Source organism: Falsiroseomonas sp., assembly GCF_041690465.1.
Taxonomy (GTDB): domain Bacteria; phylum Pseudomonadota; class Alphaproteobacteria; order Acetobacterales; family Acetobacteraceae; genus Falsiroseomonas.
This window is the reverse complement of sequence record NZ_JAWLHG010000034.1, coordinates 1-14,930: the sequence shown is the minus strand read 5'-3', so window position 1 is coordinate 14,930 and position 14,930 is coordinate 1. Positions and strand designations below refer to the sequence as shown.

Below are 14,930 nucleotides of genomic sequence, written 5' to 3'. Positions count from 1 at the left end.
AGACGGTCTCCGAGCCGGAGCCGGCACCCGCCCTTCGCCCGGCGGCCCCGCTCCCCCATAATGCGGACCAGATGACCGCCACAACGATACCGCGCCGCCGCATCGGCGACATCCTGCTCGGCCGCGCCACTACGCTCGGCCTTGCGGTGACGGCGCTGCTGCTCGGCCTCGGCACCTTCGTGCTGCTGGCCGGCGGGTCGCCGCTCGGCCCCACAAGGCCGGGGCAGATCGTCGGCATGGTGCTGGCGAATGCCGGCGTGCTGACGCTGCTCGCCGCCTCGCTCGCCGCGCGGCTGGTCCGCGTCTGGGCGGAGCGGCGCAAGGGCATTGCCGGCGCGCGGCTGCATGTCCGGCTGGTGCTGCTGTTCGGCGTGGTCGCGGTGGTCCCGGCCCTGGTGGTCGCCGCCTTCGCCGCGGTGTTCTTCAACCTCGGCATCCAGGCCTGGTTCAGCGACCGCGTGCGCAACACGCTGGAAGCCTCGCTCGTCGCCTCCCGCGCCTGGCTCGACCAGCACCGCGACGAGATCCGGGTGGACGGGCTGGCGATGGCGGCCGACCTCAACCGCGCCGCCCAGGTCTTCCTGCCGCACAACATGCCGGCCTTCGAGCGGCTGCTGGCCACCCAGGCCTCGATCCGCGGCCTGACCGAGGCGATCGTGGTGGAGCCGCGGCTGGGGCAGGTGGTGGCGCAGGCCGGCTTCGTCGGCAGCGGCGTGGTGGACCTGCCCTCCGTCTGGGCGCTGGAACAGCTGCGCCAGGGCGAGGTCGCGGTGGTGCCGGGCGAGAGCGATGCGCGGGTGCGGGCGCTGGCGCTGCTCGATGTCGAGCCGGGGCTGGTGCTGATGATCGGCCGGCCGCTCGATGCCGGCATCCTGGAACATCTGCGCCGCACCGAGCTGGCCTTCCAGGAATACGACCGGCTGGACCGCAACCGCGACAGCCTGCAGGTCACTTTTGCGCTGGTCTTCGTCTGCGCCGCGCTGCTGGTGATGCTGGCGGCGGTGCTGGTCGGGCTGGTCTTCGCCAACCAGCTCGCCCGCCCGATCAGCCGGCTGATCTCGGCCGCCGAGCGGGTGCGCGCCGGCGACCTGGCGACGCGGGTGGAGGAGGGGACGGCGGAGGACGAGCTCTCCACCCTCACGCGCGCCTTCAACCGCATGACGAGCCAGCTCTCCGCCCAGCGCAGCGAGCTGATGGAGGCCTACCGGCAGCTCGACGAACGCCGTCGCTTCACCGAGACGGTGCTCTCCGGCGTCTCGGCCGGCGTGGTGGGGCTGGATGCCGAGGGCCGGATCAATTTGCCGAACCGCAGCGCCAGCGAGTTGCTCGGCGTGGACCTCGATGCCGGGATCGGGCTGCCGCTGGCCAGCGTCGCGCCGGAATTCGCCCCCCTGGTGGCGGAAGCCGCCGCCGCGCCCGAGCGGCCCCGCACGGCCGAGATCCCGATCGGCCCCCCCAGCCACCGCCGCACCCTGATCGCGCGGATCGGCGCCGAGATGCAGCGGGGAAGGGTGGCCGGCTTCGTGCTGACCTTCGACGACATCACGGAATTGCAGTCGGCCCAGCGCAAGGCTGCCTGGGCCGATGTGGCGCGGCGCATCGCGCATGAGATCAAGAACCCGCTGACCCCCATCCAGCTCTCGGCCGAGCGGCTGAAACGCAAGTACCTCAAGGAAATCGGCTCCGACCCCGACACCTTCCGCTCGCTCACCGACACCATCGTGCGGCAGGTCGGCGACATCGGCCGGATGGTGGACGAGTTCTCCGCCTTCGCCCGCATGCCGCAGCCGGTGATCCGACCGGAGAATCTCGGCCAGATCGCGCGCGAGGCGCTGGTGCTGCAGAAGGCCGCCCACCCCGAGATCGCCTACGACGTCCGTATCCCCGACCCCGCCCCGGTGGCGCCTGCCGACCGGCGGTTGATCGGCCAGGCGCTGACCAACCTGCTGCAGAACGCCGCCGACGCCGTTGCCATGCGCCCGCGCGAATCGCCGGCCGAAGGCACCGGCCGGATCGGGCTAAGGCTCGAACCCGTGCCCGAGGGGTGGGCACTCGTGGTCGAGGATGACGGGATCGGCCTGCCGGAAGGGGAGGAGCGGAGCCGTCTGGCCGAGCCCTATGTCACCCACAAGGCAAAAGGGACCGGCCTTGGCCTTGCCATCGTCAAGAAGATCATGGAGGACCATGGGGGACGGCTGGCGCTCGAGGACCGAAGCGAGGGTCCGGGGGCGCGGGCCGTCCTGATCCTGCCGGCGGAGCCGCCGGCCCAGGGCCGGCGCGAGGAGATAGGGGTGGGCGTGGGGCGGGTCGGCCATGGCGCATGAGATTCTGATCGTCGATGACGAGCCCGACATCCGCGCCCTGATCGAGGGCATCCTGTCGGATGAGGGCTACCAGACGCGCCAGGCCGCCAATTCCGACCAGGCGCTGGCGGCCTTCCGTGCGCGCCGCCCTTCGCTGGTGATCCTCGACATCTGGCTGCAGAATTCGCGCCTGGACGGCCTCGGCATCCTCGCCGCCATGCACCAGGAGGAGCCGCGCGTCCCCTGCGTGATGATCTCGGGCCACGGCACCATCGAGACCGCGGTGCAGGCGATCCAGCAGGGCGCCTACGACTTCATCGAGAAGCCCTTCAAGGCTGACCGGCTGCTGCTGATCGCCTCCCGCGCGCTCGAGGCGGCGCGGCTGAAGCGGGAGGTCAGCGAGCTCAAGCTGCGCGCCGGCGCGGAAACCGAGCTCGTCGGGGTCTCCTCCGCCATCTCGCAGCTGCGCCAGGCGATCGAGCGGGTGGCGCCCACCGGCTCGCGCGTGCTGATCAGTGGCCCGGCGGGGGCGGGGAAGGAGGTGGCGGCGCGCATGCTGCATGCCCGCTCCCGCCGCAGCGACGGGCCCTTCGTCGCGCTGAATTGCGCGACCCTCGCGCCCGCCCGCTTCGAGGAGGAGCTGTTCGGCGTGGAGGCGGCCACCGATCCGCTCGGGCAGCCCCGACGCGCCGGCGTGCTGGAACGCGCCCATGGCGGCACGCTGCTGCTCGACGAGGTCGGCGACATGCCGCTCGAGACCCAGGGCAAGATCGTCCGCGCCCTGCAGGAGCAGGGCTTCACCCGCCTGGGCGGGGCGCAGCGCGTGCAGGTGGATGTCCGCGTCATCGCCACCACCAGCAAGGACCTGCAGGCCGAGATCGCTGGCGGGCGCTTCCGCGAGGACCTGTTCTACCGCCTGGCCGTGGTGCCGCTGAAGATCCCGCCGCTCCGCGAGCGGCGCGAGGACATCCCGCCGCTCGCGCGGCATTTCATGGCCAAGTCGGTCGAGACCTCCGGCATGCCGCCGCGCGAGCTGACGGAGGACGCGCTGGCGGCGATGCAGGCCTATGAGTGGCCGGGCAATGTGCGGGAGCTGCGCAACCTGATCGACTGGCTGCTGATCATGGCGCCGGGCGAGGCGCGGGAGCCGATCCGGCCGGACATGCTGCCGCCGCATGTGGGCTCGGCGGCGCCGGCGGTGTTGAAGCTCGATCGTTCCAGCGAGATCATGACGCTGCCCCTGCGCGACGCGCGGGAGCTGTTCGAGCGGCAGTATCTGGAGGCGCAGCTGCTGCGCTTCGGCGGCAACATCAGCCGCACGGCCGCCTTCGTCGGCATGGAGCGGAGCGCGCTGCATCGCAAGCTGAAGTTCCTCGGCGTCAATGCCGAGGACCGCCAGCCGGCACAGAACGGGTGAGGTTTTCTCCCTTCCCAAGGTGCGGGGAGGGTCGAGGTGGGGGCACGACCGGACCATGTCCAAGATCGCCTATGTCAACGGACAGTACCTGCCGCAGTCACAGGCCGCGGTGAACATCGAGGATCGCGGCTACCAGTTCGGCGACGGCATCTACGAGGTCGTCCACCTCTACGATGGCCGCTACGTGGACGAGGACCTTCACCTTTCCCGCCTGGAGCGCAGCCTGCGCGAGATCCAGCTGCCGATGCCGATGTCGCGCGCCGCGCTCAGCCTGGTGCTGCGCGAGGTGGCGCGGCGCAACCGCGTCACCGAGGGCCTGCTCTACATGCAGGTGACGCGCGGCGTGGCGCGGCGCGACCATCCGTTCCCGGCCAAGCCGGTGCCGCCGGCGCTGGTGGTGACGGTGAAGCGCATCCCGCCCTACCCGACGGATGTGGACAAGTGGCAGGCCGCCGCCATCACGCTGCCCGACCTCCGCTGGGCACGGCGCGACATCAAGAGCGTGAACCTGCTGCCCAACTGCCTGGCCCGCCAGGCGGCGCGCGAGAAGGGCGCGATCGAGGCGATCCTGTACGAGGAAGCCACCGGCATCGTGACCGAGGGCGCGGCGACCACCTTCTGGATCGTGGACGAGAAGGGCGCGATCCGCACCCGTCATCTCGACCATGTGATCCTGCCCGGCTGCACCCGCGCCGCGCTGATGGCGGAGTTGAAGGCGCTCGGCATGGCGTGGGACGAGACGCCCTACACCGTGGACGACATGCGCAAGGCGCGCGAGGCCTTCATCACCTCCGCCACTTCCTTCGTGCGCCCGATCACGAAGATCGACGGCGCGCCGGTGGGCGATGGCAAGGTCGGGCCGGTGGTTCGCCGCCTGTTCGAGATCTTCGCCCGCCACGTGAAGGGCGACCTGAAGAACGCCGCGTGAAGGATCCCGCGCCGCCCGTCTGCATCCTCTGGGACTGGGACAACACGCTGGTGGATGGCTGGGCGGCCATCCAGCACGGCCTGAACGTCACCTTCCGCGAGTTCGGCATGCCCGAATGGGACCGCGAGACGGTGCTGGCACGCGTGCGCGGCAGCCTGCGCGACACCTTCCCCGGCATGTTCGGCGCCGAATGGGAACGCGCGCGGGATGTGTTCTACGCCGCCGTGCGCTCCTGCCATCTCGATGTGCTCTCGCCGATGCCGGGTGCGGCGGAGGCGATCGCGGCGGCGGCGGCGCTCGGGCCGCAGGGGGTGATCAGCAACAAGCAGGGCCCGCTGCTGCGGGCGGAGGCGGTGCATCTCCGCTGGGATGCGCGCTTCGCCGCGCTGGTCGGCGCCGGCGACGCCGAGGCCGACAAGCCCGATCCGGCACCCTTCCGCCTCGCGCTGGGCTGCTGCGCGACCGCCGACGGTCGGCAGGTCTGGTATGTCGGCGACACGGCACTGGACATGCGCGCGGCACGTGCCGCGGGGTGCACCGCCGTGCTAGTCGGGGGCGCCCCGCATGATGGGGGTGTGGCGAACGCGATGCCGGACCTTGCCTTCGATGACGCGAAGGCGCTGGCCGATGCCTTGCAGCGTATGGCGAGCTGACCTGGCCGGGGCGGCACGCCGGCGCGCTGCGCGGGGGACCCTCCCTTGCCAGATCGCCCGCACCTCTGGAAAGCTGAGGGAAGTCGGCCCTGCACGTGGCGAGAAGCCGCGCGGCAGGCCAACAACAAGAAGGACCAACCCTCCGTGGCCGCCGAGAAGTCGCAAAACGTGCAGGACGTGTTTCTCAACCACGTCCGCAAATCCAAGACGCCCGTCACCATCTTCCTGGTGAACGGCGTGAAGCTGCAGGGCATCATCACCTGGTTCGATAATTTCTCCGTCCTGCTGCGGCGGGATGGCCACACCCAGCTCGTCTACAAGCACGCCATCAGCACGGTGATGCCGGGTGCGCCGATCTCGCTGTTCGATGCGGGCACGACCGGCACCGCCGGCGCCGTCCCGAGCGAGGGCGCCGCTGCGGCGCGCGAGAACCGCCTCACTCTCGGCCGCGAGGTGACCCCTGTCGGGCGCGGCGAATAGCAACCAGCCCCAGGCGGAGGAGCGGGGCCCCACCAGGGCCGCCGTGATCCTGCCGTACGAGCGTCGCGCCGACGGCGCGCGGGAGCGTCGCGCCGATGTCGGGCGGGGCGCCGAAGGCCGCAGCGATGGCGCGACCCGCGCCGCCGAGGCGCGCCTGGCGGAGGCGGTGGGTCTCACCGCCTCGATCGGGCTGACCATCGTCCACACCGGCATCCACCCGCTCCGCGCCATGCGCCCTTCCACGCTGCTCGGCGAGGGCCAGGTGCAGATGGTGAAGGAAGCGGTGGAGCGGCACGGCGTCGCCGTGGTGGTGGTGGATTCCGCGCTCAGCCCGGTGCAGCAGCGCAACCTGGAACGCGCCTGGGGCTGCAAGGTCATCGACCGGACCGGCCTGATCCTGGAGATCTTCGGCGAGCGCGCGCGCACCAAGGAAGGTGCGCTGCAAGTGGAGCTCGCGCATCTCGACTACCAGCGCACGCGGCTGGTGCGCTCCTGGACCCACCTGGAGCGGCAGCGCGGCGGCTTCGGCTTCCTCGGCGGCCCCGGCGAATCGCAGATCGAGATCGACCGGCGGCTGATCGGCGACCGCATCGTCAAGCTGAAGAAGGAACTGGAACAGGTCCGCCGCACCCGCGGCCTGCACCGCAAGGCGCGCGAGCGCGTGCCGTATCCCGTCGTAGCGCTGGTCGGCTACACCAATGCGGGCAAGTCAACGCTGTTCAACGCGCTGACCGGCGCCGGCGTCTATGCGCAGGACCAGCTCTTCGCCACCCTCGATCCCACCATGCGCGCGATCCGGCTGCCCTCCGGGCGCACGGTGATCCTCTCCGACACGGTCGGCTTCATCAGCGAGCTGCCGACGCAGCTGGTGGAAGCCTTCCGCGCGACGCTGGAGGAGGTGGCCGTCGCCGACATCATCCTGCACGTCCGCGACGCCGCGCATCCCGACAGCGCTTCGCAGCGCGCCGATGTCCTCGGCGTGCTGACCGAGATGGCCGATGGGCCGGATGCGCCGCTCGATGCCGACTGGCCGTCCCGCGTGGTGGAGGTGCTGAACAAGGCCGACCTGATGGGCGGGGTGGACGCGGTCCCGCATCTGGAAGGCACCATCGCCGTCTCGGCGCTCACCGGGGACGGGCTGGAGAAGCTGCGCGCGGCGCTGGATGAGCGGCTGGCGGCGGGGATGGAGACGGCCGAGTACCGCCTCGCCCCCTCGGACGGAGCCGGCATCGCCTGGCTCTACGAGCATGGCGAGGTGCTCTCCCGGGATGATGCCGAGGAGGCGATCCGGCTGAAGGTGCGGCTCTCGCCCGCCGACCGCGCGCGCTTCGAGCAGCGCAGCGCGTGACCCGCCTCACCCGCGGGCTGGCGAGCGAGGTCGCAACCCTGCTGCGCGAGGCCGCGCGCGCCGAGATCATGCCGCGCTTCCGCCGCCTGGCGCCGGACGCGGTGCGTGCCAAGACCGGTCCGCTCGACTTGGTGACGGAGGCGGACGAGGCGGCCGAGCGCGTCATCGAGGCCGGGCTCGCGAAGCTGTTTCCCGGCGCCCTGGTGGTCGGCGAGGAAGCCGCCTCGGCCGACCCGGCGCTGCTCGACCGCCTGGCCGAGGCCGATTGCGCGCTGGTGGTGGACCCGGTGGACGGCACCGCGAATTTCGCCGCCGGCGTGCCGCTGTTCGGCTGCATGGCGGCGCTGTTCCTGAAAGGAGAGGTGGTGGCCGGCTGGATCCACGATCCGCTCGGCGACGACACCGCCATCGCGCTGCGCGGGGAGGGCGCCTGGATCGAGGATTCCGACGGGCGCAACCACGGCGCGCTCGCCGTCGCGGCGCCGGTGCCGCTCGGGAAGATGGTCGGCGCCGTCTCCTGGGGCTGGATGCCGGAGCCGCTGCGCAGCCGCGTGCCCGCCCGCCTGCCGCGGCTTGCCGCCGCGATCAACTATCGCTGCGCGGCGCATGAGTATCGCCTGGCCGCCGGCGGGCATGCGCACCTGCTGATCTACAACCGGCTGATGCCGTGGGACCACGCGCCGGGCTGGCTGCTGCACCGCGAGGCCGGCGGCTTCTCGGCGCAGTTCGACGGCACGCCGTATCAGGCGGCGCGGCACCGCAGCGGCGGCCTGATCTGCGCCCCCGATCGCGCCGGCTGGGAAGAAGCGCGCGCCGGCCTGCTCGGCGAGGGCTGACCGATGGCCGACGACGAGGACGAGGAGGAAGGCCCGCCCGGCCTCCCCCCCGGCACGCCCTTCTACATGACGCCTCCCGGCGTCGAGGCGCTGCGCGCCGAACTCCGCCGGCTCTGGGACGAGGAGCGGCCGAAGGTGGTGGAGGTGGTTGCCTGGGCCGCCGGCCTCGGCGACCGGTCGGAGAATGCCGACTACCAGTACGGCAAGCGCCGCCTGCGGCAGATCGACGCGCGCGTGCGCTTCCTGCGCAAGCGGCTGGACCGCGTGCAGGTGGTGGATCCCGCGCAGCAGGCGAAGCGCGACCAGGTCTTCTTCGGTGCCACCGTCACCTATGCGCGGGCCTCGGACGATGCCGAGGTCACCATCACCATCGTCGGCGTGGACGAGGCCGACGCCGAGGCGGGCCGCATCTCCTGGGTGGCGCCGGTGGCGCGCGCACTGCTCGGCGCGAAGGTCGGCGATAGCCGTCGGCTGCGCACCCCGGCCGGCCTCGAGGAGATCGAGGTGGTGGCCATCGCCTACCCCGCGGCCTGATCCGCCGCGGCCGCATGCTTGCGGCAGGCCGTGCCGGCTGCGCAACATGGCTGCCGCAGGGAGCACGACGGAGACGGGCGATGGGCAGGCTTTGGCAGTTGGCGGCGGCTATGGCGCTTCTTCTGCATACCCTCCCGGCGCAGGCGCAGCAGCCGCAGGCGGTGGCCGCCGCAGCCGCGGAGGCCATGTCCGATTGCCGCTCCGCCGGCGGCAATCCGTCGCTGCAGGCGGGTTTCGAGACCGTGGCCGACCTCAACGCCGATGGCGTGCCCGACCATCTGCTCGACTACACGTTTCTGGACTGCGAGGGCGCGGCCTCCTTTTTCTGCGGCTCGGCGGGCTGCCCGCTGGTCGCCTTCCTCTCCGGGCCGCGCGGCCATGCAGCCACGGGGCTCGGCCATATGCGGGCCTGGTCGCTCGACCTCGCCGGCGCAGTGCCGGTGCTGGTGCTGCAACTGCATGGCGGCAGCTGTGGCCGCGCCGGCTTCGCGGGCTGCGAGGTGCGGACGGCCTGGAACGGCCGGGAGCTGGCGCGCGTCGGCGCCGCGCCGCCGCGCGCCCCCTTGGCGGCGACACCTCCGCGCGTCGCCCTCGCGCCCACCGCCCGCCCGGCACCGCCGCCGGCCGACAGCAAGAGCCCGGTCCTGGCGGCCGACGCCATGCCGGCCGGGGTCTGGCAGGTTCGTCGCGGCGCCGATGGCCGCCCGATCGCCGTGGCCGCCGGGCCCGGCGTGGTGCAGGCGGTGACGGTGTTCTGCCATGAAGGCGTGCCGGTGATGGCGCTGGCGCTGCGCGCGCCGCCGCCGGCCGGGCCGGTGACGCTCGGCCTCGCCGGGCGGACGCTGCGCGCCGCGGCGCCGCTCGGGCCCGGCGGGGGCAATGCCTGGTTCGCCGACCTGCGCGGCAATGCGCTGCCGCGGCTGCTCTCGGGCAGCGACGCGAGCGTGCTTCTGACCATCAATGGCGGCATCCAGGGCCGACTCTCGCTGCAGGGCTCGACGCGGGCGGTGGAGGAGGCGCTGGCGGGCTGCCCGGCCAAGTGAGCCGGGCGGCGGCATGGGCCGGGTGAATGGGGACCATCTGCGGCGCCTATTCGTCCTGGCCGCTGCGTTCATCCATCTTCCCGCCATCGCCGACGGAGCAACCGAGATGTCCGCCACCGACCCGACCGACCCGATGCCGCATCCCGCGGCGCCCGGCCTGGAGGCCGTCCTGCTGCCGCGCACCCACGACATCGGCGGCTTCGAGGTCCGCCGCGCCCTGCCGGCGAAGCAGCGCCAGATGGTCGGGCCCTTCATCTTCTTCGACCAGATGGGCCCGGGCGAGTTCCTCACCGGCAAGGGCGTGGACGTGCGCCCGCACCCCCATATCGGCCTCTCGACCATCACCTACCTGTTCGAGGGCGAGATCCTGCACCGCGACAGCCTGGGCACGGAGCAGCCGATCGCGCCCGGCGACGTGAACTGGATGACCGCCGGGCGCGGCATCGCCCATTCCGAGCGCACCGCCACCGCCCGCCGCGCCGCACCGCACCGCCTGGCCGGCATCCAGTCCTGGGTGGCGCTGCCGAAGGACCGCGAGGAGGTGGCGCCCGACTTCGCCCACCACCCCGGCGCCAGCCTGCCGGTGCTGCAGGATGGCGGCGCAAGGTTGCGGCTGATCGCGGGGCAGGGGTGGGGCGAGCGGGCACCGGTCTCGGTCGCTTCCGAGCTGTTCTACGCCGATGCCGTCCTCGCCCCCGGCGCCGCCCTGCCGCTGCCCGAGCACGAGGAACGCGGCGCCTGGGTCATGGAGGGCGATGTGGATGTCGCCGGCGTGCGCTTCGAGGCCGGCCGGATGCTGGTCTTCCGCGCCGGCGATGCGGTCTCGCTGAAGGCCGGCCTGCGCGGTGCGCGGTTGCTGCTGCTCGGCGGCGCGGCGATGGACGGGCCGCGCTACCTGTTCTGGAACTTCGTCTCCTCCTCGCGCGAGCGGATCGAGGAGGCGAAGCACGCCTGGGCACGCGACCGCATGGGCCTTGTGGTGCCCGGTGACGAGCAGGAGTGGATCCCGCTGCCGGAGCGCCAGGCAGTGCGCGCCGGCAGTTCGACGGCCGTCTCCGAAGGCTCGCCGACGAGCTGAGTCTGCGTCGCGACGGAGCCGGAATCACGCGATGGTGCGAAGTGGCAGGCGGAGGTCCGCTGCTAGCCTCAGGTTGCACTTGGATATCAGGCGCTACCGGTGGGGGACCAGGACCTTTCTTCTCGGGCCGCGATCGAAGAGCGGGCGACGGTAGCCCCGGAGCACCCCTCGCATGATCGCAGGGAGACGTCGTTCTCGCTCGAGAGACTGCGCAATGGCTGGCGCCTGCTGGCCAATTGCCGGCTCGGCGACGCGCTCATCCCGATCGTGTTGATCAAGCCCGGCGCGGGCGTGGCGCTGATCGAGATCAGCCCCGCCTGGACGCCGACGGCGATCACCCGGCTGCGCCAGAGCCTGGCGGCGAGGCGGTTCGGCGAGACCTTCACCGGCTACCTGCCGATCGTCCACCGCCGGCTCAAGGTCGAGGACCTGCCGAGATTCGACGCCATCGTGTCGGACGCCTTCCTCTGGCAGGACGCGATCTCGATCGAGGGCCGCGGGTCGTGGGAGGACGCGGTGCAGGCGGCGCTGACTCCGCCGCCGCCGCCCGCCGTGGCGCCGCCGCCCAAGGCTCGCCCCCGGCCCGGCCGCAAACGCGTGGTGGCACTCGCAGCCGCAGGCGCCGCCGGCAGCGGGCTGCTGCTGTCGCTGCTGCTGCTTCCACAGCACGATGCGGTGGAGGAGCCGGTCGCCGTCGCCCAGCGGGTCGAGCAGCGGGATCGGGGCGCGAGCGCGCCCGAGCCGGTTGCCTCCGGGCCCGCTGCGCTGGACATGGCGGCGCGCGCAGCGCCGCCTGCGGCATACGCGGCGTCCGGCGTGGATGCCGCGCCGGCGGCCAGCCAATCGGCGCCGTCCTTCCGCCCGGAGCCTGAGGAGAGCCTGCATCAGGGGTGGGAAGCGCCGGTTTTCACCGCGGCCCCCGTCTTCGGCGACATCCCTGGCCAGCTTCCGCCCGCCACGGCCTCCGCGGATGGTGGCGAAACGCTGGAAGCAGGCGCGGGGGAGGGCGCCTCGCCTGATGCGCCGGCCATCGGAGGGCCGGTCCTTCTCTCCGACCTCGCTGGCCCCACCGCCCCCGCCACAGCGGGGCCGGAGAGCGAGCCACCGGTTGCCGAAACGCCTGTCACGGCGGAGACGCCGCCGGGCGCTGATGCGGCCGCCGCTGCGCCGGCCGGTCCGGCCGAGGCCCCGACCGCCGAGGCGGCGCCAGCGCCCGAGGTCCCGGTCGCGTGGCCCGAGGGGACGCTCGCGCCGCCGCCCGCCTATGGCGAAGTGCCGGCGCCTGCGAGGGCGGACCAGGCCCACAGGCCGCTCTCCGCAGAACTTGCCGATCCGGCGCCGTCGACCGTCGCGGCGGCAGAGCCTCCGGCCGTCGTAGCACCAGCGGCCGAGCAGCCGCCTCCCGCCGCCGCCGGGCAGGAGGCATCCGTCGCCCCCGGGCTGGTGCCGTCGCCCGATCCGCTGCCGGCAATCATGTCGCCGGAACCCCCGACCGAGCTTGCGGCGCCGCCATCGCCGGAGAGCATCGCGCTTGCGCCACCGCTCGCCGCCGTCGGGGAGGCGCTTGGCGGCTTCGGGCAGGCGCCGTCGCTGGACCCGCCGCCGACAGCCGTCGCCGATCCGCCATCCGTCTTCGATATCGCGGCCACCAGAGCGCATTCCACCACGCTCGGCGAAGCGCCGCCGCCACCCGTCGTCGCCGCTGAGCAGGAGGCGGCCGCGGTTCCGAGCCCGGCTCCGCCGCCGGATCCGATGGTGGCAACGGTCCCGGACCCACCGCCTCCCACCGACCTTGCGGCACCGCCGGCGCCGGAAACCCCGTTGGCCCTCGCCGCCGCGCCGCCAGCCGACGAGCCTGCGGTGTTGGCGGCCGAGCCACCGTTGCCGGCCATGGTCGCGGACCCGCCTGCGCCCGTTGGCGCCGAGGTGCCGCCTGCCGCGGAACTGGCTGCGTCCCCCGCGCCGCAGGCGCCGGCCGTTCCAGACCCACCGCCTCGCGCCGATCTTGCGGCACCGCCGGCGTCGGAAACCCCCTCGGCCCTCGCCGCCGCGCCGCCAGCCGACGAGCCTGCGGTGTCGGCGGCCGAGCCACCGTTGCCGGCCGTGGTCGCGGACCCGCCTGCGCCCGTTGGCGCCGAGGCGCCGCCTGGCGCGGAACTGGCTGCGTCCCCCGAGCCGGAGGTGGCGGCCGCTCCAGACCCGCCGCCTCGCACCGAGCTTGCGGCACCGCCAGCGTCGGGAACTCCCTCGGCCCTCGCCGCCGCGCCGCCAGCCGACGAGGTCGCGGACCCGCCTGCGCCCGTTGGCGCCGAGGCGCCGCCTGCCGCGGAACTGGCTGCGTCCCCCGAGCCGCTGGTGGCGGCCGCTTCAGACCCGATGCCCCCGGCCGACACCGCGTCCACCGCTGCGTCGGAGCGCCCGGCAGCGCTCCCTACGGCAACCACGCCCGACCTGCCCCTGGCGCCCGTGCGGGAGCCAGCATCCCCGGCCGGCATTGCTGCGGTCCGGCAGGTGCCCATCGCGCCCGAGCAGCAGGAGGCTAACGGCGCTCCGGCTGCGGCTGCGCCGCCCGACCATTCGGCGGCAGCCGCCCTCGCGCCGCCGCCGCCCGCCGATACCAAGTCTACGGTGGTGGCGGAGAGCCCGCCCGCGCTCACCGCGGCGCCTGCACCCGCCAATGGCGCGGAGCCGGCGGCGCGCGAGGCCGCGGCGGATCCGCCCGCACAGCCCGGCCAGCTGCCGCCTTCCGCTCTCACACCGGTCTCTGCGCCGGCGACGCAGACCGCCCAGGCCGGCTCCGGCGCGCCCGACCGGGCGCCGCGGGCAGACCCGTCGGTTGCGCCGACTCCCGATGCGCCGGCTCGCCTCGCTGCACCGCAGACACCCGCCGTCGCGCCACCGCAGCTCAACCCGGCACCCGCCGCACCCCTGCCAGCGACGGCGCCAGCAAGGCCGCGTCCGGAGCTGATTGACGCCATGCTGCGGCGCGGCCAGGCGCTGATGGAAGTCGGCGACGTCTCGGGCGCACGCCGCTTCTTCCAGCGCGCCGCCGATGCCGGCAATGCCGCGGCGGCGCTGGCCATGGCCGAGACCTACGACCCCCGGATGCTTGCCCGGCGCGGCGTGATCGGACTGCCGCCGGATCGCGGCGCCGCCCTGCTCTGGTATCGTCAGGCCCTGGCCCTCGGCGCGACTGAGGCCGCTTCCCGCATCTCCAGCCTCGAGGCCGAAAGATGACCCCCGGACAGTCAGGCGCGATGCCGCGCCGCTCCCTGCTGCTCACCGCCCTTGCCGGCCTGGCCGCGGGCCCGGCACAGGCACAGCAGGACGTCGTGCAGCGCCTCAACCGGCGGGTGGCGGAGGCGAACGCCGGCACGGTCGGGATCATCGCCGGCGGCGTGGACGGCACCTACATCCGCATCGCGGCCGATCTGTCGGCCGTACTCGACGACGGCAATGCCCGCCGCGTCATCGCCATCCTCGGCAAGGGGTCGCTGCAGAACATCCAGGACATCATCCTGCTGCGCGGGGTGGACATCGGCATCGTGCAGTCAGACGCGCTGGCCTATGCCCGCCGCCAGCAGCTGGTGCCGGGGGCCGACAACCTCATCCAGTACATCGCCAAGCTCTACGACGAGGAGATCCACATCCTGGCGGCCCCCGGAATCGGCAGGCTGGAGGATCTCGCCGGGCAGGTGGTGAACGTGGATGTGCCGGGCAGCGGCACGGCGATGACCGCCTCGCTGATCTTCGACACGCTCGGCCTCAACGTGCGGACGGCGAACGACGTGCAGGACCTCGCGCTGACCAAGCTCCGGCGGGGCGAGATCGCGGCCCTGGTCTATGTGGCGGGCAAGCCGGCGCGGCTGTTCAGCGGCCTGCCAGCCGATAGCGGGCTGCACTTCCTGCCGATCCCGGCGACGCCGGCCCTGATGGAGACCTACCTGCCGGCGACGCTTGCCGCCGCGGACTACTCGACGCTGATCGCGCCGGGCGCCGAGGTGGAGACGATCGCGGTCGGCGCGGTGATGGCCGTCTATGCCTGGCAGCCCGGCAGCGAGCGGCACCGCAAGGTGTCGCGCTTCGTCGAGGCGCTGCATGAGCGGTTCGAGGAATTCCTGCGGCCGCCGCGGCACCCGAAATGGCGGGAGGTGAACCTGGCCGCCAGGGTGCCGGGCTGGGTGCGCTTCGACCATGAGGCGGGTTTGCGCCGCTAGAGCGGTTTCCGAGCTGAATGAATCGAAGGGGATTCCCCGGCGCGGGGCGGATCTGATTCAAGCTGTCTGTCGGCGAGGAGGCCGACAGGCATG

12 protein-coding genes are annotated in these 14,930 nt (G+C 73.1%); all 12 read left to right on the top strand.

Annotation, left to right across the window (positions count from 1 at the left end):
- Nucleotides 1-71: 71 nt before the first annotated feature.
- A complete protein-coding gene (locus ACESM1_RS23280) occupies nucleotides 72-2,324 on the top strand; it encodes a sensor histidine kinase NtrY-like (protein WP_372623607.1) in 2,253 nt (750 codons plus the stop codon).
- The gene (locus tag ACESM1_RS23275) at nucleotides 2,314-3,720 is read left to right on the top strand and encodes a sigma-54-dependent transcriptional regulator (protein ID WP_372623606.1); all 1,407 of its coding nucleotides are present in this window, start codon (nucleotides 2,314-2,316) and stop codon (nucleotides 3,718-3,720) included. The genes ACESM1_RS23280 and ACESM1_RS23275 overlap by 11 nt, the downstream gene beginning before the upstream one ends.
- A gap of 55 nt (nucleotides 3,721-3,775) precedes the next feature.
- Nucleotides 3,776-4,648 (top strand): D-amino-acid transaminase, encoded by an 873-nt coding sequence (locus tag ACESM1_RS23270; RefSeq protein WP_372623605.1) that lies wholly within the window; start codon nucleotides 3,776-3,778, stop codon nucleotides 4,646-4,648.
- Nucleotides 4,645-5,301, top strand: coding sequence for an HAD family hydrolase (locus tag ACESM1_RS23265; protein ID WP_372623604.1), 657 nt, complete (start codon nucleotides 4,645-4,647; stop codon nucleotides 5,299-5,301). The genes ACESM1_RS23270 and ACESM1_RS23265 overlap by 4 nt, the downstream gene beginning before the upstream one ends.
- A 144-nt stretch (nucleotides 5,302-5,445) precedes the next feature.
- Complete coding sequence (gene hfq, locus ACESM1_RS23260) at nucleotides 5,446-5,781, top strand: RNA chaperone Hfq (RefSeq protein WP_372623603.1); 336 nt, start codon at nucleotides 5,446-5,448, stop codon at nucleotides 5,779-5,781.
- A complete protein-coding gene (gene hflX / locus ACESM1_RS23255; RefSeq protein ID WP_372623646.1) occupies nucleotides 5,762-7,129 on the top strand; it encodes a GTPase HflX in 1,368 nt (455 codons plus the stop codon). Before hfq ends, hflX begins: the two co-directional genes overlap by 20 nt.
- Nucleotides 7,126-7,965, top strand: a complete 840-nt coding sequence (locus ACESM1_RS23250) for an inositol monophosphatase family protein (protein ID WP_372623602.1) — start codon at nucleotides 7,126-7,128, stop codon at nucleotides 7,963-7,965. The genes hflX and ACESM1_RS23250 overlap by 4 nt, the downstream gene beginning before the upstream one ends.
- Nucleotides 7,966-7,968: 3 nt before the next feature.
- On the top strand, nucleotides 7,969-8,499 hold the full coding sequence (gene greB / locus ACESM1_RS23245) for a transcription elongation factor GreB (RefSeq protein ID WP_372623601.1): 531 nt from the start codon (nucleotides 7,969-7,971) through the stop codon (nucleotides 8,497-8,499).
- A 110-nt stretch (nucleotides 8,500-8,609) separates the two neighbouring features.
- The gene (locus tag ACESM1_RS23240; RefSeq protein ID WP_372623600.1) at nucleotides 8,610-9,542 is read left to right on the top strand and encodes a hypothetical protein; all 933 of its coding nucleotides are present in this window, start codon (nucleotides 8,610-8,612) and stop codon (nucleotides 9,540-9,542) included.
- A 106-nt stretch (nucleotides 9,543-9,648) separates the two neighbouring features.
- Nucleotides 9,649-10,620, top strand: a complete 972-nt coding sequence (locus ACESM1_RS23235) for a pirin family protein (protein ID WP_372623599.1) — start codon at nucleotides 9,649-9,651, stop codon at nucleotides 10,618-10,620.
- A gap of 99 nt (nucleotides 10,621-10,719) precedes the next feature.
- Complete coding sequence (locus ACESM1_RS23230; RefSeq protein ID WP_372623598.1) at nucleotides 10,720-13,857, top strand: hypothetical protein; 3,138 nt, start codon at nucleotides 10,720-10,722, stop codon at nucleotides 13,855-13,857.
- A 20-nt stretch (nucleotides 13,858-13,877) separates the two neighbouring features.
- Nucleotides 13,878-14,837 (top strand): TAXI family TRAP transporter solute-binding subunit, encoded by a 960-nt coding sequence (locus tag ACESM1_RS23225; RefSeq protein ID WP_372623597.1) that lies wholly within the window; start codon nucleotides 13,878-13,880, stop codon nucleotides 14,835-14,837.
- The last annotated feature ends 93 nt before the right edge of the window (nucleotides 14,838-14,930 follow it).